The 23026-nt window shown below is 60.8% G+C and carries 12 protein-coding genes; 8 read left to right on the plus strand and 4 right to left on the minus strand.

What is annotated here, in order from left to right; translation table 11 throughout:
* Positions 1-82 precede the first annotated feature (82 nt).
* The 3 genes from gshA to CLR77_RS17875 all read right to left on the minus strand — a co-directional run bounded on the left by gshA (position 83) and on the right by CLR77_RS17875 (position 5977).
* Entirely contained in the window at positions 83-1636 is a 1554-nt protein-coding gene (gene gshA, locus CLR77_RS17865; RefSeq protein WP_097462072.1) for a glutamate--cysteine ligase, read from the minus strand.
* Positions 1637-1729: 93 nt separating this feature from the next.
* Positions 1730-4081 (minus strand): Tex family protein, encoded by a 2352-nt coding sequence (locus tag CLR77_RS17870; RefSeq protein WP_097462073.1) that lies wholly within the window; start codon positions 4079-4081, stop codon positions 1730-1732.
* 150 nt (positions 4082-4231) lie between these two features.
* Complete coding sequence (locus CLR77_RS17875) at positions 4232-5977, minus strand: putative bifunctional diguanylate cyclase/phosphodiesterase (protein WP_227519992.1); 1746 nt, start codon at positions 5975-5977, stop codon at positions 4232-4234.
* A 297-nt stretch (positions 5978-6274) separates the two neighbouring features.
* Between CLR77_RS17875 and rep the strand changes: the two genes are divergently transcribed.
* Positions 6275-8293: a DNA helicase Rep gene (gene rep, locus CLR77_RS17885; protein ID WP_097462075.1), complete on the plus strand. Its 2019-nt coding sequence runs from the start codon at positions 6275-6277 to the stop codon at positions 8291-8293.
* A 54-nt stretch (positions 8294-8347) separates the two neighbouring features.
* Here rep and CLR77_RS17890 read toward each other — a convergent pair whose 3' ends face one another.
* The gene (locus CLR77_RS17890) at positions 8348-8782 is read right to left on the minus strand and encodes a c-type cytochrome (RefSeq protein WP_227519993.1); all 435 of its coding nucleotides are present in this window, start codon (positions 8780-8782) and stop codon (positions 8348-8350) included.
* A gap of 332 nt (positions 8783-9114) precedes the next feature.
* Between CLR77_RS17890 and CLR77_RS17895 the strand changes: the two genes are divergently transcribed.
* The 7 genes from CLR77_RS17895 to pbpC all read left to right on the plus strand — a co-directional run bounded on the left by CLR77_RS17895 (position 9115) and on the right by pbpC (position 22808).
* Positions 9115-9492: a hypothetical protein gene (locus CLR77_RS17895; protein ID WP_097462076.1), complete on the plus strand. Its 378-nt coding sequence runs from the start codon at positions 9115-9117 to the stop codon at positions 9490-9492.
* Complete coding sequence (locus CLR77_RS17900; RefSeq protein ID WP_227519994.1) at positions 9489-10568, plus strand: phospholipase A; 1080 nt, start codon at positions 9489-9491, stop codon at positions 10566-10568. The genes CLR77_RS17895 and CLR77_RS17900 overlap by 4 nt, the downstream gene beginning before the upstream one ends.
* Positions 10569-10806: 238 nt before the next feature.
* A complete protein-coding gene (locus CLR77_RS17905) occupies positions 10807-11805 on the plus strand; it encodes an aldo/keto reductase (protein ID WP_097462077.1) in 999 nt (332 codons plus the stop codon).
* Positions 11806-11952: 147 nt separating this feature from the next.
* Positions 11953-13701 (plus strand): thiol reductant ABC exporter subunit CydD, encoded by a 1749-nt coding sequence (cydD, locus tag CLR77_RS17910; protein ID WP_198962815.1) that lies wholly within the window; start codon positions 11953-11955, stop codon positions 13699-13701.
* Position 13702: 1 nt separating this feature from the next.
* Complete coding sequence (cydC, locus tag CLR77_RS17915) at positions 13703-15493, plus strand: thiol reductant ABC exporter subunit CydC (protein WP_198962816.1); 1791 nt, start codon at positions 13703-13705, stop codon at positions 15491-15493.
* A 123-nt stretch (positions 15494-15616) separates the two neighbouring features.
* On the plus strand, positions 15617-20467 hold the full coding sequence (locus tag CLR77_RS17920) for an alpha-2-macroglobulin family protein (RefSeq protein ID WP_097462078.1): 4851 nt from the start codon (positions 15617-15619) through the stop codon (positions 20465-20467).
* 1 nt (position 20468) lies between these two features.
* Entirely contained in the window at positions 20469-22808 is a 2340-nt protein-coding gene (gene pbpC / locus CLR77_RS17925) for a penicillin-binding protein 1C (protein WP_097462079.1), read from the plus strand.
* Positions 22809-23026: the final 218 nt, after the last annotated feature.

Here is a 23026-nt window from a genome sequence, read left to right on the forward strand (position 1 = left end):
GCCAGCCAACATTGCGGGATGTGACGGAGTCAAAATTCTGGGAACATCACCCTCCCGACCTTAGTCTAAGAAGGGTGCCCGTTCAGATCATCTGATAGCGCGCCAGGAATTCACTGAACTCCTGGGTGTCTGCCGCCTCCATCGCCTTTTGGTCCGCGATGGACTGGCGAGCGCTCTGCTCGAAGCGTTTCAAGGTATCCGCAGCCAGCCCCTGCTCCCGCAACCTGCGTTGATGCTCTGCCGATAGCGACAGCGTCCAGTCGACATGCCCCTGCCCCGCCTGGCGCATCTCGGCCAGCACTCTGGCGGCCGGCGTATGGGAGATATCCGACAGTTTCGCCCGCTGGACACCCAGCGCATCACGGTAACGCCGCCCACCGTCCTGGCCATCGAGTGTTTCCGCCAGGGATTCCATCCCATCCAGCAGTTGCATACCGAGATCCTGCAAACGCACTGCACCATCCGGCGTATACAGGGTAATACGGGGATCGCGCCCCCGAGCGACCACATCCTTGTAATTGAGATCGACGTGATAGCACTCTTCATCATCGATAACCGGACTGTCATGCATAAGGCAGTCGAGCAGGAACAGGTCGAGGAAATCGATCTGGGCCGCGTTGACGCCGACGGCGTCGAAGGGGTCCAAGTCCAGACAGCGAACCTCGATGTACTCGACACCGCGCGAGCGCAAGGCGTGTACGGGCTTCTCGCCGACCCGAGTGGTCCTCTTCGGGCGCACAGGGCTGTAGTACTCATTTTCGATCTGCAGGACATTGGTATTGATCTGGATGAACTCGCCATCACGCTGCAAACCGATGTGTTCGTATTCCGGCCAGGGGGTATGAATGGCTCGATCCAGTGTCCGGATATAGTTGTCGAGGCGGTTGAAACAGATGTCCAACGAGGACTGGGCATTATTGTGATATCCCAGATCCCCCATACGCAGAGAGGTTGCCGAGGGACCGAACCAGGTTTGGTCGTCCCAGTGCATCAGGTGATGCTTGCGGCCTGCCACGAAGGATGCGTCCAACGCCGGCGAACTGCCGAACAGGTACATCAATAGCCAGCTACGGCGGCGGAAATTGCGGATCATCCAGAAGTACTGTTCGGACTTGAATTCCTGCGTTTCCCGAATGTCCTTATGCGTTTCCTGCCAGCCGTTCCAGAAGGTCTCCGGCAGGGAGAAGTTGTAATGGGCACCGGCAATGCTCTGCATCACCCGGCCATAACGCACTGCCAGCCCCTGCCGATAGACATGTTTGAGGCGACCGATATTGGAAGTGCCGTAGTCCGCAATGGGGATACTCGCATCACCGTCCAAGCGGCAAGGCATGCTCGCGGCCCACAACACCTCGTCCCCCAGGTTCATCTGGACGAAGGTGTGAATGTCGGTCAAACACTGCAACAACTCTTCCGTAGTGCTGCAAACCGGCGTGATCAGCTCCAGCAACGATTCCGAGTAATCGGTGGTGATCTGGGGGTGAGTCAGGGTCGACCCGAGCGACTCGGGATGCGGTGTCTGCGCGATAAACCCATTGGTATCGACGCGCAAGCCTTCCTTCTCAACGCCCTTGCGAAAACCGTCCCAGTGGCTCCCGGCCAATTGCTCGAACCACTGCCTGCGTTGGTCGCTCATAGACTTGCTCCTGTGAAACCCTGTGCCGCACCCGAAGCCGGCCATTCGGCCGGATCTGGACGCTCAGATGTACGTTGTCGATCGAGCGGCCGACTAACGGCGGTCGCCTTTCCGGGCTGCGGCAAAGGCCTGCGCCAACGCACCCGCCATTGCGCCACCATTGGCGGGCGATGACGAGCGCTTATCGGAAGCCGGCGAGCGGCGACCGCCAGTGCGCGACTCTGTCGACTTGGCACCGCCGGACTTCGCGCCGCCCGCTTTCGCACTCCCCGGCTCATCATCCATCCGCATGGATAGGGAAATCCGCTTTCTCGGCACGTCCACATCCAGGACTTTCACTTTGACGATATCACCAGCTTTGACAACATCGCGCGGATCCTTGACGAAGGTATGGGACAACGCCGAAATGTGGACCAGCCCGTCCTGGTGGACGCCGATATCGACAAATGCCCCGAAGTTCGTGACATTGGTAACGCTCCCCTCCAGCGTCATGCCTGGCTTGAGGTCGCTCAGGGTTTCCACGCCTTCCTGGAAGGTCGCAAAGCGGAACTCGGGGCGAGGGTCGCGGCCCGGCTTCTCCAATTCTGCCAGGATGTCCCGCACCGTCGGTAGACCAAAACTTTCGCTGACAAACGCCTTGGGATCCAGCTTCCGTAAAAACTGGGCATCGCCAATCAGCGAGCGCAGCTCCCGCCCACTTTGCTTCGCAATGGTTTCAACCAGGCCATAGGCCTCGGGATGCACGGACGAACTGTCCAACGGGTCATCGCCATTGACGATGCGGAGGAAGCCCGCTGCCTGCTCGAAGGTCTTTTCGCCCAAACGGGAAACTTTAAGGAAGTCCTTACGACGGCGGAAGGCACCGTTTTGATTACGGTAATCAACAACATTCTGGGCAATAACCTGATTCAGGCCAGAGACCCTTGCCAGCAGCGGTGCTGAAGCCGTATTGACATCGACACCGACCGCGTTGACGCAATCCTCCACCACGGCATCCAGGCTCCGCGCAAGCCGCACCTGGGAGACGTCGTGCTGATACTGGCCGACGCCGATGGACTTCGGCTCGATCTTCACCAGCTCGGCAAGCGGGTCCTGCAGACGGCGCGCAATAGAGACCGCACCACGAATGGTGACATCCAGCTCCGGCAGTTCACGGGAGGCATATTCGGACGCTGAATAGATCGACGCCCCTGCCTCGTTGACCAGCACGCGCGTCAGTTTGAGTTCCGGGTGCAGGCTGATCAATTCGGCCGCCAGTTTCTCGGTTTCCCTGGAGGCCGTGCCATTACCGATAGCAATCAGTTCGATAGCGTGCTGCCGGCACCATTTCGCCAATTGCTCAAGGGATTCGCGCCAGCGGTTTTGCGGTGCATGAGGGAAAATGGCGCCGTAGTCGATGACCTTACCGGTCGCATCGATCACTGCCACCTTGACGCCGGTACGCAGACCGGGGTCCAACCCCAACGTGGCGCGAGGCCCTGCCGGCGCTGCCAGAAGCAGGTCCTTCAGGTTGTTGGCAAAGACGTGAATGGCTTCATCTTCGGCACTGTCCCGCACCTGACCAACCAGTTCCGTTTCCAGGTGGGGGCTGAGTTTGACCCGCCAGGTCCAGCGCACCACCTCGGCCAGCCAACGATCGGCCGGACGACCGCGGTCGGCGATATTCCAGTGTGCAGCGATCCGCTGTTCACAGGGATGCACCACCGAGCGATCGCCATCGGCATCGCCTATCGTGATGGCAAAATTCAGAACCCCTTCATTACGACCGCGCAAAATCGCCAGCGCCCGATGGGACGGTACCTTACGCAGGGGCTCCCGGTGTTCGAAATAATCGCGGAACTTGGCACCTTCGTTTTCCTTGCCCTCTATGACAGAAACCGTCAGATCGCCTTCATTCCAGAGGTAATCGCGCAACTGGCCCAGCAGCTCCGCATCCTCAGCAAAACGTTCCATCAGTATGTGACGCGCACCTTCCAATGCTGCCCTGGCATCTTCGACGCCTTTATCGGCATCCACATAGGCGACAGCTTCGGTTTCCGGATCACGGGACGGTTCACCGAACAGCAGATCGGCCAGCGGCTCGAGACCCGCCTCCCGCGCAATTTGGGCCTTGGTCCGGCGTTTTGGCTTGTAGGGCAGATAGAGATCTTCCAGGCGGTTCTTGGTATCCGCCTCAGAAATCGCCCTGGCCAACTCGTCGGTCAGCTTGCCCTGTTCGCGGATGCTGTCGAGGATGGTCCCCCGCCGGTCTTCAAGCTCACGCAGGTAACGCAGGCGCTCTTCCAATGTCCGCAGTTGCGTATCGTCCAGCGAACCGGTCACCTCCTTTCGGTAACGCGCGATAAAAGGCACCGTGGCGCCGTCGTCGAGCAGGTTGACCGTGGCGCGGACCTGTTCGGTCCGAACCTGAAGTTCTTCGGCAATACGCTGAAAGATAATATCCATGACACCTCGGAAAGCTGACTGCAAATGGCGAAAACGCGGCACGACCACCCTTGCGGGAGCGCCGGAGAAATAGGCCGGAGGGGCATTATAGCGTTTCGAACCCGCTTGCACAGTGAGGGTACGACTTCCGGCGAAGATACCGGAAGATGATCAGCCCGGCTCGCAGGAAGAGGCCGCCTGACGGCGTTGCTCGAGGAAGGCCAGCAGATCGTCCCAGGGCATGGGTTTCGCGTAATAGAAACCCTGCACCTCATCGCAATGACAACCGCGAAGGAACTCTGCCTGCGCGGCCGTTTCCACACCTTCCGCAACCACACTCATCTGCAGGCTGTGGGACAGGCTGATTATGGCGCGCACGATATGCTCGGCATCCTGGCTTTCGCCCACCCGCTGGACGAAGGATTTGTCGATTTTGACCAGTGAAATAGGCAAGTGCTGTAGATTGCTAAGCGAGGAAAAGCCGGTACCAAAATCGTCCAGCGCGAAACTGATGCCCAACTGGTTCAGCTCACGCAGGCAACGCTGGGCATAGACAGGATCGTGCATCATGGCACTTTCCGTCAGTTCCAGTTCCAGCAGACGGGTATCGATATTGGCGTTGTAGATGATACGGAAGATGGTTTCCGTCATTTTGCGGTCATGAAACTGGCGAAACGACAGGTTTACGGCGAATACCAGTTCCCGATATCCCAGTGCATTGGCCTGACGCAGATAATTGCAGGCCTGTTCAATCACCCAATAGCCGATCGGCACAATCAACCCGCTACGCTCGGCAGCCGGGATGAATTCATCCGGCGGGATCACACCCCGTTCAGGGTGATACCAGCGTAGCAGGCATTCGACCCCCTTCGCCTGCTCGGTCTCCAGGTCGATACGTGGCTGAAAGTGCAGCGCCAGCTGGTTGCTGCGCAAGGCATGGCGCAGATCCGCCTCCAGCTCCAACTGCCGGCCGACGGTAAGATGCAACTGGCGATTGTAAAAGCGGTAGCTGTTACCGGTATCGCGCTTGGCCTCGAACATGGCGCGGTTGGCCTGACGCAACAGCGTTTCCGGCACATCGCCGGCATCCGGGAACAACGCCACCCCGATGCTCACCGTCACCACCAGCGACTGACCGTCGACCGTAATCGGCGCATTGAAACTCTCAATGATCTTTTGCAGGGCCAGGGTGACTTCCATGGAGTCTTCGATGCGCTCAAGGACCACAGCGAACTCATCGCCGCCGATCCGCATCAGCGAATCACTCCCGCGCAGGGCATCCCGCAATCGTTCCGCGACCCGCAGGATCAACAGATCACCGACCTTGTACCCGTAGGTGTCGTTGACCGACTTGAAGTCATCGAGATTGAGGTGAAGAAGCGCGAGCCTTTGATGATTACGTTCGGCTCGCCTCAGGGACTGCTGCAACCGTTCGAAAAAGAGTTCGCGATTGACGAATCCATTGGCGACATTCCGGGAAAGAACACCCTTTGAGAACACGCTGGCCTGCTGCCGGTACCAGGCACCGCGCACCGCGCGACAGAGGTTCCAGTGATCCAGCGAACGTCGCTCGAGATAATCTGCCGCACCGGCCGCAAGCATCGCCGGTGCCAGATCATCCTCACTGAAACCGCCCAAGGCGATCACCGGACGGTCACCCGTAGAGGCAATCAGAAACTGCAGAAAGGCATCGGCGGAACCATGATGAAAACCGATATCCCAGAGAATGGCATCGAAACTCGCATTCAGGATCAGGTCTTCACAAGACGCCAACTCAGGACACCAGGTCACCTGGGCGCTGAAGTCCGGTGCGCTGGTCAGTAGATCCCGATACCACAAGAACAACGCCAACTCGTCAACAAGGACAAGCAGCGGGATCCTACTCTGGCTGGGCGGATCGGCCTCATTATCCAACACCGGTAAAGCGCTCCCTCTGGTACCTGCTCATTCCCTTCTGGAACCGGTTTACTGGAACCCCTGAACGGACGTGCTCGAAATTTCGCATATCGCTCGGCATACATTTCCTAGCATAGCCGAATTCCAGGCGAAGCGAGATAACGAGCCGGTTTGACATTGGTATAACCCCACGCAAATAAAAGCACACAACCTCATGATTCACAAATATAAAGCGGAAAACCCCCAACAAATAGCCGGGCAGCACCACTGCTTTTTGGGGTAACATGATCGCCGTTCCGTGGTTCTGTGGAAGCATCCGTGTCTCAGCTCAACCCCCGCCAGCGGGAAGCCGTCCGTTATCTTGAAGGTCCCCTGTTGGTGCTGGCCGGCGCCGGCAGCGGCAAGACCAGCGTTATTACGCGCAAGATCGCCCACCTGATCGAGCACGCCGGCATCCCGGGCCGACATATCGCCGCCGTCACCTTTACCAACAAAGCCGCCCGCGAAATGAAAGAACGCGTGAGCCGGCTGGTCAGTAAGGCTGAAGCCCGTGGCTTGATGGTCTCGACGTTCCACAATCTCGGCCTGAATATCATCCGCGAGGAACACGAAGCCGCGGGATACCACCCAGGCTTCTCCATTTTCGACGCCGAGGACGCCAAGGCTCTACTTCGCGACCTGCTGATGAAGGACTCGCCAGACAGCGGCGACGAAGTCAACGAGATCCAGACGGTCATCTCAAACTGGAAGAACGATCTGCGCGATCCGGCTTACGCGCTCAGTCACGCCCGCGACGAGCGAGAGCAACGCTTCGCCGTGATCTACGAGCACTACAATACCTATCTCAAAGCCTATAACGCCCTCGACTTCGACGATCTGATCAGAATCCCCGTTCAGTTGTTCCAGCAATACTCTGTAATTCGGGACAAATGGCAACGGCGCATCCGCTACCTGCTGGTCGACGAGTATCAGGACACCAACCTGAGCCAGTACGAACTGGTGAAGCTGCTGGTCGGACAACGCGCGGCCTTTACCGTCGTCGGCGACGATGACCAGTCGATCTATGCCTGGCGCGGCGCCCGGCCGGAGAATCTGGTACAGCTGAAAACCGACTACCCAAGCCTGCGCATCATCAAGCTGGAACAGAACTACCGCTCCACCAGCCGCATCCTGCGGGCAGCGAACGTGCTGATCGCCAACAACCCTCACGTTTTCGAGAAGTCCCTGTGGAGCGAGCACGGCATCGGTGATGAAATCCGTATCCTGCGTACCCGCAGCGAAGACGCCGAGGCAGAGCGGATCGCCACCGAAATCCTCGACATGAAACTCAAGCGAGGATTGGAATTCCGGGATTTCGCCGTGCTCTACCGGGGCAACCATCAGTCCCGTCTTCTGGAAATGAAACTGCAGGCCTATCAGTTGCCCTACCGGATTTCCGGTGGCCAGTCCTTCTTCTCCCGAAGCGAGGTCAAGGACGCCATGGGCTATCTGCGCCTGCTGATCAACCCGGATGACGATGCAGCCTTCCTGAGGGTCGTCAATGTACCGCGCCGGGAGATTGGCCCCACCACACTGGAACAGCTGGGACATTATGCCCGCCAGCGGAAGATCAGCCTGTTTCGTGCGCTGCACGATATCGGCGTTACCGAACATGTCACTGAGCGTGGACTGGACAAGCTACGCCGCTTTGCCCACTGGCTGGACGCCACCTGCCGCCGCGTGCATAGCGAAGATCCGATCCCGGTGATCAAGCAACTGTTTACGGATATTGAATACGAGGAATGGCTGCACCAGAACAGCAATACGCCAAAGCAGGCGGAGCGTCGCATGGAGAATGTCTGGTTCCTGATGGATGGCTTGCGCAAAACCCTGGAGTCCGACCGCGGCACGGCCGACGAACTTGGCATCGAAGACGCCATTACCCGCCTGATATTGCGGGATATGCTCGAACAACGCGAAGAAGAGGACGATAGCGACAAGGTGCAGCTGCTAACCCTTCACGCATCCAAGGGACTCGAGTTCCCCCATGTGTTTATCATGGGACTCGAGGAAGAAATACTGCCCCACCGCACCAGCATCGAGGAAGGCACCATCGAGGAAGAACGCCGCCTGATGTACGTCGGCATCACGCGGGCGCGGCAGACGCTGACCCTCACCTTCGCCGCACAGCGCAAACAGTATGGCGAGAAGATCGAGACCATTCCCAGCCGCTTCCTCGACGAAATGCCACCGGACGACCTGGTCTGGGAAGGTATCGGTGACCTCAACCGGGAAGAGAACCAACGCAAGGGGAAAGCCACGCTGTCAGCACTGCTGGGCAATCTGCGCGACGACTGAAGTGCCGAAGGGCATCGGACGATTCGGCCCGATGCCTCAGGGCAGGACCAATGGTTATTTGCTGTGGCTCGTCATGTAATCGACGGCTTCCTTGATTTCCTGTTCGGAACAGTTGGTGCAGGTACCGTGTGGCGGCATGGCGTTAAAGCCGTTGAGTGCGTGCTGATAAAGCGTATCCATCCCCTTGGCGATACGCGGCGCCCAGTCGGCCTTGTTGCCAAACTTGGGAGCACCCAGCGCACCCGGTGTGTGGCAGGCGGTACAAACCTGTTCGAAGATCTCCTTACCGGTACGCGGTTTGCCACTTGAACCCGCAGAAGCCTGGGCCGGCGCCGCGCTACCACAACTCTGCCCCTGCTCACAGACTTCACCGATTGGTGCGATACGAGCCTTGATCTCTTCATCAGCGGACTTCGCCGACGCCATCGCATACCCGGTCACGGCAAAACCAAAAACGACCGAAGCCAGCGCAACCATCAGTTTTTTCACGGATCACCTCGTTATTTGAGTGGTATTCGGTGCATCGCAACTGGGTAATTCCGGAACCTCGAGGGACGCCTGCGATCCATTTGTCGCCGCATTTCCTCAACAGCCGCCTTTTTTCATCTGTGTCATTTCTTCAACAACAGTGCTGGCATTATAGCGGGTGGTCAAGGCAGCGAAAACAGAACCGGCCGATCTATGGACCCGCGTCAAGAGTCGATAGTGCAGACACTGGTTGCCCCGAAGGCAAACGGGTAGACTGGCCGGGCCATTTTGGCACCGTCGACCTTCCGGCAGGCAGATGGTCATTCGCAGGCACCGAGGAGACATATAACCCCATGGCAGACATGAGCCGCTGGCGCAGGAGATTGCTGACACTGGAGTTCACCGCGCTTGCTGTTCTCGTCGGTAGCATGACGATTTTTCGCCAGCACTCTGCCGCGAACCCGCTGCATCCCGCCTGGTTACTGATTCCTGCCCTGGCCAGCCTGCTCCTGTTCCTGAGTTTCCTGGGCCTGATGTACCTGCGCTGGGTTGCAGCCGCTACGGACGCTCCCCGCCAGGGCGTGCAACGACTGATATTGATCATCCTGACGATTACCTTACTTGCCTTATGGGCCTACGGGATTGGCAAAACCTGGCAAAGCATCCAGCAAAGCCGCAGTGGAACCGCCGTATCCATTGTGCCCGCAGTACCCACGGGAGCCCTCTCTTGAAAACCTGGACAGTTTTGCCATTCATGCTGGCGACCCTATCCACCCCATTGCTCGCGGCAGAGCAAGCCGCCACGACCGACGGATCGGCCGGTGGCGAACCACCGCCAGTGATGCTTCAGGATTGCTCCCTGATCACCGACGGAGTTTCACGACTGGCCTGCTACGACACCTATTTCCCGCCTCAACAGGCGCAGCAGTCAGCCTCGGCGGCAAAAAAGGCCGAGGTCCAGAAGGCTGTCAGCAGTGAAACCGACGGCACCGACAACGAGTCCCTGCTGGACAATTACATGAAAAAGGAGAAGGCCCTGTTCTCGTACTCCGGTAGTTTTCTGCCTTACCGGCCGATGTACGTGCTGCCCTTCTCCTATGTGTCCAATCCGAACCAGGCGCCCTTTAGCCCGCAATACGGTTCATCACCCTACGGCAGCGAACTGGACAAGCAGGAAGTCAAATTCCAGATCAGTTTCCGCATGCCGTTGTTGACCGGCTATTTCAACGACCGCACAACCCTCTGGCTCGCCTACACCCAACGTTCTTTCTGGCAGGCGTATAACCACAACTACTCGTCGCCTTTTCGTGAAACCAATTACGAGCCCGAATTTTTCGTGCGTTATGCCACCAATTACCATATCGGCCCGGGCAGCCTGGATGCGGTAACACTCGGCATCGACCACCAATCCAACGGCCGCAGTGACCCATTCTCGCGGAGCTGGAACCGTATCACTGCCTCAGCGGCCTATAGCACCAGCCGCTGGTTCTTTGCGATACGCCCCTGGTACCGGATACCGGAAAACCCTTCAAACGACGACAACCCGGACATCCAGGATTATCTGGGCTACGCCGACTATATTGCCGAATGGAAAATGCGGGGTAATCAACGTCTCAGCATTGAGCTACACAACAATCTCAAGCGAGAGAACAACCTGACTTCGTTCGAACTGGGCTACAGCTATCCACTGTCCGATTCCTTCCGGGTTTTCGTGCAGTATGTCAACGCTTACGGCGAAAGCCTGATCGATTACAACCACCGGATCCATCGATTCGGTATTGGCTTCATGCTCAACGATTGGATTTAGGTACGCCCCACAGACCAACCAGCCCCAAACGACAGGCTCAGACGGAAAACCCAATCGCATCCTCTCGCCGGGGGTGTTAACGTAGCAGTGTTTATTTCCCACGGGTCCGCACCCGCACCGTCCTGCTGGACGCAAGCCGATATCCGGTCGTTCGTACCGTCCCTTTTTATCGATACCCCAGGAACGGTCGGGCAGCGGCCTCGCCCAATACAGCCACCCTTTTGTCAAGGAGACGGTCATGGACACGATACGTTTGGGAACCACTGACATTCTCGTCCCCCGCATCGGTTTGGGGACATGGGCCATCGGCGGCTGGATGTGGGGCGGCACCGATGAACGGCAATCCATCGAAACCCTGCATTCGGCCATCGACCGTGGCATCACCCTGATCGACACGGCCCCCGTCTACGGCTTCGGTCGCTCGGAAGAGATCGTCGGCAAGGCACTGGCCGAAGGCGGCCGCCGCGAGAAGGTCGTCCTGGCCACAAAGGTGGCACTGGAATGGGATGCCGATGCCAACAAGGTTTGGCGCAACGCTTCCGCCCCCCGCATCGAGCAGGAGATCGAGGATTCATTGCGGCGCCTGAAGACCGACTATATCGACATCTATCAGGTTCACTGGCCAGACCCGCGCGTCTCCATCGAAGAAACCGCCAGAGCCATGGAGCGGCTTTACACCGCCGGGAAGATCCGCGCAATCGGGGTCAGCAATTTCTCGCCGGAGCAGATGGACGAGTTCCAGAAATACGCGCCCCTGCACAGCAACCAGCCCCCTTACAACCTGTTCGAACGCCAGGCGGACGACCTGATCCTGCCCTATTGCCGGCGCCGCAATATCGCCACCATTACCTACGGCGCACTATGCCGAGGTCTGCTCAGCGGCAAGATGGACAAAGCCCGGCATTTCGACGGCGACGACTTGCGCCAGAACGACCCCAAGTTCCAGGGTGCCCGTTTCGACCAATACCTGGCGGCCGTCAAGGCACTGGACCAACTGGCTCGGGACCGTTACGGTCGCAGTGTGCTGGCCCTGGCCCTGCGCTGGCTGATCGATCAGTCCGGCGTCACCGTGGCACTCTGGGGAGCGCGGCGCCCCGACCAGTTGGATCCCATCGACGAGATCCAGGGCTGGCATCTGGACGCATCGGCCATGAAGGATATCGACGGCATCCTCGATCATTGCATCAAGGACCCGGTCGGGCCTGAATTTATGGCACCGCCGGCACGTCCTCTCTGAGGCTGGGGGAATTGCCCGGGGGACCGCGGAAAAGACCTGTCGCAGCTCAAGGTTTTTGCAGAAAGCGGTCACCCCACGATTCCGCGAGGGCCTGAATAAGATACACTGGCGCCCTGTCGTTTCCGCTGTTTGAAGTGATCCTTCGCCTTGAATACAAGCCGTTCCCAGCAAAAAACCATCGAGCGCTGGCTCGCCCGGATGTCACCACTGGTACGTCGCCCCCTGGCCTGGACGGTAGGCTTTGGGTTGACGGCCGGGTTACTCATCGTGATCCAGTCTGCCCTGCTGGCCTGGGTGATCAACCGGGTGGTTATGGACAGCGCCGGGCTGGCGCAGGTCTGGCCGGTACTGGCGGCACTCCTGCCGCTGTTCCTGCTGCGTTTCGCACTGGCCCGGGCCAGTGAGCGTACCGCGTTTAACGCCGGAGCCGAGATTCGCCGAACCCTGCGGGCGAAACTGTTGCGGCATATCCAGGCGCTGGGTCCGGCCTGGCTCAAGAATCAATCCAGCGGCGACCTGGCCAACAGCGTCGTTGACGGCGTCGATGCCCTGGAAGGCTTTTTTGCCCGCTGGCTGCCCAATCGCGCCCTGACCACCTTCCTGCCGCTGGCGATCCTGGTCGTCGTGTTTCCCACCGATTGGGTTTCGGGCCTCGTTCTGGTAATTACCGCGCCGCTGATTCCGGTGTTCATGATCCTGATCGGCCTGGGCGCCGAAGAACTGAACCAGAAACAGTGGCATCAACTCGCCCGTCTCAGTGCCCGTTTCCTCGACACCCTGCAGGGCCTGACCACGATTCGCCTGTTCAATGCCGGCGCACGGGAGGCGGCCGTCGTCGCCCGGCTGTCGGAAAGCTACCGCCAGAGCACCATGAAGGTCCTGCGGGTGGCCTTCCTCTCCTCGGTGGTGCTCGAATTCCTGTCCACAATCAGCATCGCGGTCGTGGCTGTATTGATCGGCTTCCGCCTGCTTTACGGCCAGATGCATTTCCAGCCGGGCTTTTTCGTGCTGCTCCTCGCGCCGGAGTTCTACCTGCCGTTGCGCACGCTCGGCACCCATTATCATGCCCGCATGGAAGCCATCGGCGCGGCCGAGCGGATCATGCAGGTGCTGGAAACGCCGTTGCCGGATGACAGCACTGCGACCGAACCCCTGCATCCGGCGACGACTTACAACCTGCGTTTTAGCGCAGTCCGGTGCCGTTACGACAACGAGACTCCGGCGCTCGACGGTCTCGATCTCGACGTACCCGGCGGCGCTATTACGGCACTGGTGGGCAGCAGCGGCGCCGGCAAGAGCACCCTGATCAATCTCCTTCTCGGCTTCGTACACGCCGAGAGCGGCCAGATCCGGGTCAACGATCAGGACCTCACAAGCATCAATGCCGGAGACTGGCTGCGCCACGTCGCCTGGGTGCCCCAGCGAGCCCATGTGTTCGCCGGCTCAGTGCTCGACAATATCCGCCTGGGAATGCAGGACGCGCCCCCCGAAGCCGTACGCGAAGCTGCGCGACAAGCCGGCGCAGACGACTTCATCGAAGCGCTCCCCGATGGCTATGACACCCAGCTTGGCGAACGGGGAGCGGGTCTCTCCGGGGGGCAGATACAGCGCATTGCCCTGGCCCGCGCCTTCCTCAAGGACGCGCCCATCGTTCTGCTGGACGAGCCCACGGCCAATCTGGACGGTCAAAGCCAGGCTCTGATTCACGACGCCATCCTCAGGCTGGCTGAAGGGCGCACCATTCTTTTGGTCGCCCACCGTCTGGGCACGGTCCGCCTGGCACAGCAGATCGCCGTACTCGAACAGGGACGCGTCGCCGAAGTGGGCCGGCATGGCGACCTGCTCGCCCGGAACGGCCGTTACGCGCAGTTGCTGCAAGCCGAAGTGGAGGCCTGAGATGAAGCGCGACGAAGACACCATGGCGCCGGAAAACCCGCAACAGGCCAAGGACGATCTGCGCCGCCTGCTGGCGCTCTATCGTCCTTACTGGCGCTGGATGGCAGCAGGTATTCTGCTCTCACTGACCACGGTCCTCGCCAATATCGGCCTGATGGCCGTCGCCGGCTGGTTTATCGCCGCCATGGCCATCGCCGGTGCCGCCGGCGCCACGCTCAACTATTTCACGCCTGCAGCGCTGATCCGCGCCTTCGCGATCGTCCGAACCGGCGGCCGCTACCTGGAGAGACTGGTCACCCACGAAGCGACCTTCCGGCTACTGGCCGAACTGCGGGTCTGGTTCTTTACGCGAATAGAACCCCTGGCCCCGGCGCGACTGGGCACCCTGCGCGGCAGCGACCTGCTCAATCGCATCCAGGCCGATATCGACAGCCTCAATCACATTTACCTCCGTGTACTGGTTCCCGTTATCGTGGGAGCCATTGGCGTAGTGCTTATCGTTGGCGTGATGGGCTTTTTCAGTCTGCCAGTCGCGTTCACTACCTTCATGTTCCTGCTCTGCGCGGGCGTCGGCCTGCCATGGTTGTTGTTACGCCGAGGCCGCGAACCGGGCCGGCAAAGCATCACGCAACGTGCCGCGCTGCGCGACACCCTGGTCGATGGTTTTCAAGGACTCGCGGAACTGCGGGTTTACGGCGCCGACGCGTCCCACGCCGACAGGGCCGACGCCAACGCCGAACGTCTGATCGCCGCGCAGGCCGATCTCAGCAGGTTGACCGGGTGGTCCCAAGGCGTCCAAATCCTCTGTGCCACCCTGGCCATGTGGGCGGCGCTGATCCTGGCGATTCCCGCCGTCCGCAGCGGCACCCTGCATGCGCCCGATATCGCCATGCTGGCCCTGTTCGTGCTGGCCAGCTTCGAAGCGGTCATGCCCCTGCCGCTGGCCATGCAGATGCTCGGCGAGAGTCTCGCTGCAGCCCGCCGCATCTTTACCCTGGTCGATTGTCAGCCGGCCGTCATCGAGCCGGAAGTACCCGCAGCACCATCCACGCAACCCGACCTGAGACTCGAAGACGTCTACTTCCGCTATGGCGAAGATCGCCCCTGGGCGCTTGAAGCGCTGAACCTGGACCTGCCTTTCGGTCATCGACTCGCGGTGGTCGGGGCCAGCGGTGCGGGTAAGAGCAGCCTGCTCAACCTGCTGGTGCGCTTCTGGGACTGCCAGGAAGGCAGCATCCGCCTGGGAGGCAGGGAACTGCGCGACTATGCGGCCGATACGATACGCAGTCAGTTCGCGGTGCTTTCCCAGGACCCGTACCTGTTCAACGCGACGATACGCGAGAACCTGCTACTGGCCCGTCCCGATGCCGATCAGGCCACGCTTGAGGCAGCCTGCCGCACGGCCCAGCTCCATGATTTCCTGACGACACTGCCCCAAGGCTACGACACACCCATCGGCGAAGCCGGGGCCCGCCTCTCCGGCGGCCAGGCCCGCCGGCTGGCCATTGCCCGCGCCCTGCTGCTGGACGCCCCGATCCTCATCCTCGATGAACCCACCGAGGGGCTCGACACCCTCACCGAGCGGGACCTGCTGCAGGCCATTGGCGAGTTGATGCGGGGTCGCAGCGTATTACTGATCACGCACCGGCTTGGCGGGCTGGCCAATCTGGTCGACGATGTCGTCGTGCTGGAGAACGGGAAACAGGTACAGCAGGGCAAACCCGCAGAACTCGCACAGTCCCCCGGCGCCTACAAAACGCTGCACGACGCCCTGGCAGGGCTCTCGGCTTGATCCCTGCCTGCCAACTGTCCACAATTTGCCACTTTGTGGCGATGAGATTGCCACAATCATGATCTAGTCTAGGGAATGATCCGTCGGCTCCAGGGCCGGCGCCGCTGACAGGGAGTTGTGCTTGTGAACCGCGTTCGCTATTCCGCGCCGTTAATCTGCCTCATTTCGTGCATGCTGTTACTGCTTCAAGGGTGCAGCGATGACAAACGGCATCAGGCCAAAACGGCACCTCCCGGTTCGCCGACGGTTCCGTTCACCGTCATCAAAGCGTCCGAACAGAGCTATCAATCAGCCCCCGCCCTGAGCCTGCTCTTTTCCCAACCGCTCACGGCCGGTACCAGCTACGACGATCACCTGCACGTCAGCACCGATCAGGGCCCGGTCAAAGGAGCCTGGGTGCTTTCGAAAGACCAACACAGCCTGTTTTTCCCCAATGTCACGCCGGAAACCACCTACCGGATCAGTGTCGATGCCGGCCTGCGGAGCGCTTTTGACAAGCCGCTGCCCCAGGCGGGCCAGTGGCAGGTCAAGACCCGCGCCGTGATGCCTGTGGCCAGCTTCGCCAGCAACGGACTGCTGCTCCCCAAGGACCTGAGTCAGGGACTACCGGTGGTGACGGTCAACGTCCCCTCGGTGAATATCGAATTCTTCCGCATACGTGACGACCAGATTGCCAAGACCGCCTACTCGCTGACGCAAAGCGGCGATGCCAGCCTTTGGCAACTCAACGATGCGATCCAGAACCGGGCCGATCTGGTCTTCTCCGGCCGCTATGACCTCAATTCCCCGGCCAACAAACGACAAACCGTTCACATACCCATCCGCGACAACGACAAGCTCAACAAACCGGGTCTGTATTTCGCGGTCATGCGCCAACCCGGCGATTACAGTCATATCCAGAGCACCTATTTCTTCGTCAGCGATATCGGCCTCCAGATGCGGCTATACGACCACGCTACCGTGATTGTCGCTTCATCGCTGAAAACCGGCCAGGGTCTTGCGGGCGTCAAGGTGGCGGTCGACGATAACCATGGCAATGAGCTGGCGAGCGGGAACACCGGCGCCGATGGCCTGTTCAAGCTCGATTACCGACTGAACAAATTCACCCTGTTACGCGCCCAGAAGGATCAGGACGTCACCTTCCTGCCCCTGACGGGCCCGGCGCTGGACCTCTCCAGCTTCCAGTTGGGCTCGCGCCGTGAAACCGCCTCCACGGTGTTCCTCGACAGCCCCCGCGATCTCTACCGTGCCGGTGAGAAGGTCACCGTATCGGGCCTGCTTCGGGACCAGGATGGCAGCCCGTTGCTAAGCCGCCCGCTTTATGCCCGACTGCTCAATGCCGATCAGCAGGCCGTCAAAGTCTTCACCTGGCAGCCGGACGATGCGACCGGCATCGTCAATTACTACCAGACACAATTCACCCTGGGCGACGATGCCCCCAGCGGCCAGTGGCACCTGGAAGTACGCACCAATCCGGGAAGCCGGGCTCCGCTGGCAAGTTTCGACTTTCAGGTGCAGGACTTTATGCCGGAGCGGATGAAGCTGGCGCTGAAGGCCACCCCCGGCATCATGAGCCCCGCCCAGGAGATGCAGGTTCAGGTCGCAGGCAGCTATCTCTACGGCGCCCCCGCCTCGGGCAATCGACTCAGTGCCACACTCACCGTCACCGCCGATCGCCAACCGATCGACACGCGCCCCGATTTCGAATTCGGCGATCTCGCCGACGCGCACTACCAGGACAACATTCCGCTGGACGATCAAACCCTCGACGACAAGGGAGACACCACCCTCGCGGTCAGCTCCCACTGGCAGAACATCCACTCGCCGCTGCAGCTGCACCTGATCGCCAACCTGTTCGAATCCGGCGGCAGGCCGGTCACCCGGGATCTGACGCGGCAGGTGTGGCCGGCAGACGCCCTGATCGGTGTAAAACTGTTGCGCGGGGACGACGGCTATATCGCGCCCGGCAATGTCCGGCTGCAACTGATCAAGGCACACCCGGATGGCAGTCTGGTGGCCGACAGGCAGGTGCAGGTCAAACTGTTCAAGATCGACCGTTCCTACTACTGGGCCTATTCCGCCAACCAGGGATGGCACTATCAATACAGCGAGAATACCTATCCGCTGGATCAGCAGGACGCAAGCCTTGGTACCCAAGAGCCGACGACCCTGACCTTTCCGCTGCAATGGGGTGAATACCGGCTGGAGGCCACCGATCCGCAAACCGGGCTGATCACCAGCACCCGCTTCCGCGTCGGTTGGTGGTCCTGGAATCAGCAGGCAGCCAGCGCTCAGCCCGACAAGGTGACCCTGCGGCTCGACAAGCCGGGTTACAAGGGCGGCGATAAGGCGAAGCTCACGATCAAACCGCCCCATGCGGGCAATGCGCTAGTCATGGTGGAAGACAGCGACGGGCTGCTCTGGTCCAAACGGCTCGACGTGCCGGCCAAGGGAACCGATATCGTGATTCCGGTCGACCCGACCTGGAAGCGGCATGACCTCTATATCAGTACCGTGGTATTCCGCCCCGGCACCGCCCAGGATAAAGTCACACCCAACCGCGCTATAGGCCTGATTCCGCTACCTCTGGATCGCCGCGACCGCACCCTGAACGTGCACCTGGATGCCCCGGACGTCACCAAACCGCTGCAGCAGGTCGGCATCAAGGTCCATGTGGACAATGCCGGCGACCAACCCACCTATGTCACGCTATCCGCTGTTGATGTGGGCATCCTCAGCCTGACCGATTTCAAGACGCCGGACCCGGCCAAGACGTTCTTCGGGCAGCGTCGGTATGTGACCGACACCTATGACATCTATGGCAAGGTCATCGAGCTGGTCGACGGCCCCATGGCAAAACTCCGTTACGGCGGCGACGCCGACGTGACCCGCGGAGGCCAGCGCGCCCGCGCCCACCTTAAGTTCCTGACGCTGTTCTCCGGCCCGGTAAAACTCGACGCCCAGGGCAATGCGACGGTCCCCCTCGACCTGCCCGACTTCAACGGTCAGGTTCGCCTGATGGCCATGGCCTTCAGCACCGACCGTTTCGGCAGCAGCGACCGCAAGATGACAATACGGGCACCGTTGGTTGTACAGCTCTCCAAGCCCCGCTTCCTGGCCGGAGGCGATCATTCGACCCTGGCGCTGGACCTGGCCAACCTGAGCGGGAAGCCGCAAAACCTCCATGTCCACCTGAGCGTCACGCCCCCCTTGCACCTGCAAGACGGTGAGCGGGAGCTGACACTGGCCGATGGCGACCGCAAAGTGCTCCGTTTCCCCGTCAGCGCCGACTCCGTGCTGGCCACAGCCGACATCCGGATGCAGGTGGACTCCGCCACCGAACACCTGGACAAGCAGTGGAAGCTGGATGTGCGCCCTCCGTACCCCGGCATTACGCGGCACTGGCTCAAGATCGAGGAACCCGGCACGCCCTTGAACCTGGGCCCGGAACTGGTCAAGGGGCTGGTGCCCGCGACGGTGGAATCCTTCCTGACCGTATCGGCGCAACCACCACTGAATATTGCGCAATACCTGCACGGGCTGCTGACCTATCCCTACGGCTGCCTGGAGCAAACGACCAGCGCCGCCTACCCTTTGCTGTTCGCCGACAGCAGTGTTCAGCAACGCTTCGGCCTTACGCCGATGACCGACAAGGCGCGTTTTTCCCGTATCGACAATGCCATTGCCCGCATCGCCAAGATGCAGAAACCCACCGGCGGTTTCGGTCTCTGGGATGCCAACAGTCCGGAAGAACCCTGGCTCACACCGTATGCCACGGACTTCCTGCTCGACGCTCGCGATCAGGGTGTGAACGTACCCGATGCCATGCTCAGTCAGGCGCTCGACCGCTTGCAGCAGTATCTGCAGCGGGACGCAAATCGCAACCTGCTGCAAGCTTACCGCCGTTACGCGGATTACCTGGACTTCGCCAGCGATGCCTACGCGGCCTATGTATTGGCTCGGGTCAACCGGGTTCCGCTGGGGATGTTACGTACCCTGTATCAGCACCGGGATGAAATGCATAGTGGGCTGCCGCTACTGCAACTGGGCATTGCGCTGCACCTGCAGGGTGACGACCAACTGGCCGGGGACGCCTTCAAGAAAGCGCTGACACAGCTCCGCAAACCACGCACCGACGGTTACTACGGCGACTACGGTTCGGTGATTCGCGACCGAGCCCAGGCGCTCTACCTGATCCACCGCTATAAACTGGAGATTCCCCACAGCGACGACCTGATCGCCGGGCTCTTCGATGCGCTACATGACGACCGCTGGCTAAGCACACAGGAACGCAACGCCCTGTTCATGGCCGGCCTGTCGCTGACCGATACCCAGACCTTTTCCGCCGATCTCCGTCTGGGCGAGCAAAGCAAGGTCCTGGACGACAGTCCGCGATACGTGGCGCACCCGACAGCCGATGACCTGGCCAAGGGGCTCTCGCTGATCTCACGGAGCAAAAAGCGGATCTACCTGTCCCTCGCGGTCGGTGGGTACCCCGCCACGCCGCCGAAAGCCGACTTCGCGCCGCTGAAGATCCGCCGTACCTTCTATACCCTCGACGGCCGGCCTCTTGGCGACCGAACCGTGAAGTCGGGCGACCTGTTGCTCGCTCACATCACCATCGACAGCGACCGCTACATTCCCGACGCCTTGGTCGTGGACCTGCTGCCGGCAGGCCTCGAACCCGAGAATCAGGCGCTGGCACATACGGTGAAGCTGGACCAGCTGTCGATCAATGGCACCTCCCTGAGTTCGCTGATCGAGAACAGCCAGCCCAGCCACGAAGAATACCGGGACGATCGCTATGTCGCCGCCGTCAGCCTGGACAAGTATGGCACCACGCACCTGATCTACCTGGTACGTGCCGTCACGCCGGGCACTTACAAGGTTCCGCCGCCCCAGGTCGAATCCATGTACCGTCCAGCGCTCAGGGGCCGTGGCGACATTCGTTCCGATCTGGTCGTGGAACCCTGACATGAGACGATGGCAACGCCGGCTGGGTGGCGGTCTCGCTGTCGCCCTGCTTGCCTTTGCCCTGTTCCTTGCGCTGGATCGCTGTTTTCCGCTGACGTTACCGAAGGCCCGCAGCAACTTCGCCGTAGTCGTCACCGCCAGTGACGGAACTCCCTTGAGGGCCTTTGCCGATGCGCAGGGTGTCTGGCGCTACCCGGTGACACTGGATCAGGTGTCGCCGCTCTACCTGCAGGCCCTGCTGAACTATGAGGATCGCTGGTACTGGCATCACCCGGGCATCAATCCGGTTGCCATGGTCCGCGCACTGGGACAGGACCTCCTGGCCAGACGGATTGTCTCCGGAGGCTCCACCCTGACCATGCAGGTCGCGCGCATCATCGCGCCCAGCCCGCACACCATGACAGGAAAGCTGAAGCAGATATTCCATGCGCTGCAGCTGGAATGGCATCTGTCCAAAAAGCAGATTCTGGCGCTCTACCTCAATTACGCGCCCTTCGGCGGGACCCTGGAAGGCGTCCAGGCTGCCAGCTTCGCCTACCTTGGCAAACCCGCCAAAGACCTGACCCCGGCCGAAGCCGCCCTGCTCGCCGTATTGCCCCAGGCGCCCAGCCGCCTGCGCCCGGATCGCGCCCCCAAACTGGCCGAAGCCGCCCGCAACAAAGTGCTTGACCGCCTGCAGAGCTATGGCGTCTGGTCCGTCACACGGGTTCGCCGGGCCAAACAGGAACATGTCGCCGCCTGGCCGTTACAACGCCCCATGCTGTCGCCACTGCTGGCCCGCCGGCTGGCCGACGACGCACATCCCGGTCACCCGCTGAAAACCACCATCGACGCCGACGTCCAGGCCCGCCTGCAAAACCTGGCCCGAGATTACAGCAGCCAACTCCCTCCGGGCACCTCGACCGCAATACTGGTGGTCGATAACCGTAACCTGGCCGTGAAAGCCTATGTCGGCTCGGCGGATTTACTCGATCGCAGTCGTTTCGGCTATGTCGATATGACCCAGGCGGTCCGCTCCCCCGGCTCAACGCTGAAACCTTTCCTCTATGGCATGGCCATCCAGAACGGACTGATCGACTCCGCCAGCCTGCTGCTGGATGCCCCGCGCAGTTTTGACGACTACCGGCCTTCGGACTTCTCCGGGGGCTTCGAAGGACCGGTAACGGCAGAGCAGGCGCTGCAGCGCTCCCTCAATGTTCCCGCCGTCGACCTGCTTAACCGTGTCGGTCCTGCCTATTTCGACGCCCGCCTGCGAGAGGGCGGTTTGAACCTGACCTTTCCTGCCGGTGCCAAGCCGAACCTGTCGATGATTCTCGGTGGTGTCGGGGCCCGGTTGGAGGATCTGGTGGCTGCCTACACCGCATTGGCACGCGGTGGGAAGTCCGGCGATCTTCGCTACCGGACGGATGCTCCTGTACACGAGCACCCCATGCTCAGTGCCGGCGCAGCCTGGATTGTCCGCCGTATGCTGACGACACCCCCACCAAACGAGGCCGCCCCCTGGGCGACCGTGCAATCGGCTGATCCCGTCGCCTGGAAAACCGGCACCAGTTACGGCTTTCGCGATGCCTGGTCCATCGGCGTCAATCGCCGCTATACGGTAGGTGTCTGGGTGGGACGCCCGGACGGCACCCCCGTCCCGGGCCACTATGGCGCCGTCACAGCGGCACCGCTGATGTTTCATGCCTTTGCGGTGCTGCCGCCGGGGCAAACCCTGCCGACGCAGCCCCCGGCCTCGGTGACCCGGACCACCGTCTGCTGGCCCTTGGGCACAGCACCACGCAGCCCAAAGGATCCGGACTGCCAACGTCGCTTTCAGGCCTGGACCTATGAGGGCATGATCCCCCGGACTTTTCCCGACCCGGACGACAGCAAGTGGCTGGGCAACCCGGTTCAGGTTCGCGTCAACGACGCCAACGGGAAACGCCTCAGTGCCGGCTGTGATGTACCGGAAAGTCACATCCGCCATATTGCCCTCTGGCCGCGGGCAGCATTGCCCTGGCTGCCGCCCAGGCTGCGCGAAACCGGCCGTCTGCCCGCCGTCGACCCGACCTGCAGCGCTTCAGCGCCGCCCCTCACCAGCCTTCACATTACCAGCCTGCAACCCAACAGCATCGTCCGCCCGGCCGGTGCAGCGGGCCAGGCGCCGACCGTTACGCTGAGCGCCGAGGGAGGCAGCGGCAAGCTTTACTGGTTGCTGAACACCCGGCAGATTGCGCATACCCGATCAGGCCAAGCACTTTCCTACCAATTTTCGCAACCTGGGCACTATCGGTTGACGGTGCTCGACGAACACGGCGATTTCGACAGTCTCATGATGACGGTAGTGCCTTCCAGATAGGCAGATGCGCCACCAGGAAGCGACCTAACGGTGTCCATGCACACCATTTTAGAATCGGTAGGATGTTTGGTGTCGACTGCCAGGAAATGTTAGTACACGGCCCACTCGTTGCTGGCTGATTTTTCGTCCGCTAAAGGAGTGGCCCCGATGTCGTTTCGGTTGTCCCCGTCGGTCCTATCGTTCTCTGCACCCTTTTGACGGCCCGTGGTGGTGGCGGT

It is taken from the genome of Mangrovitalea sediminis, assembly GCF_002514725.1.
GTDB classification, from domain to species: Bacteria; Pseudomonadota; Gammaproteobacteria; order Pseudomonadales; family Oleiphilaceae; genus Mangrovitalea; species Mangrovitalea sediminis.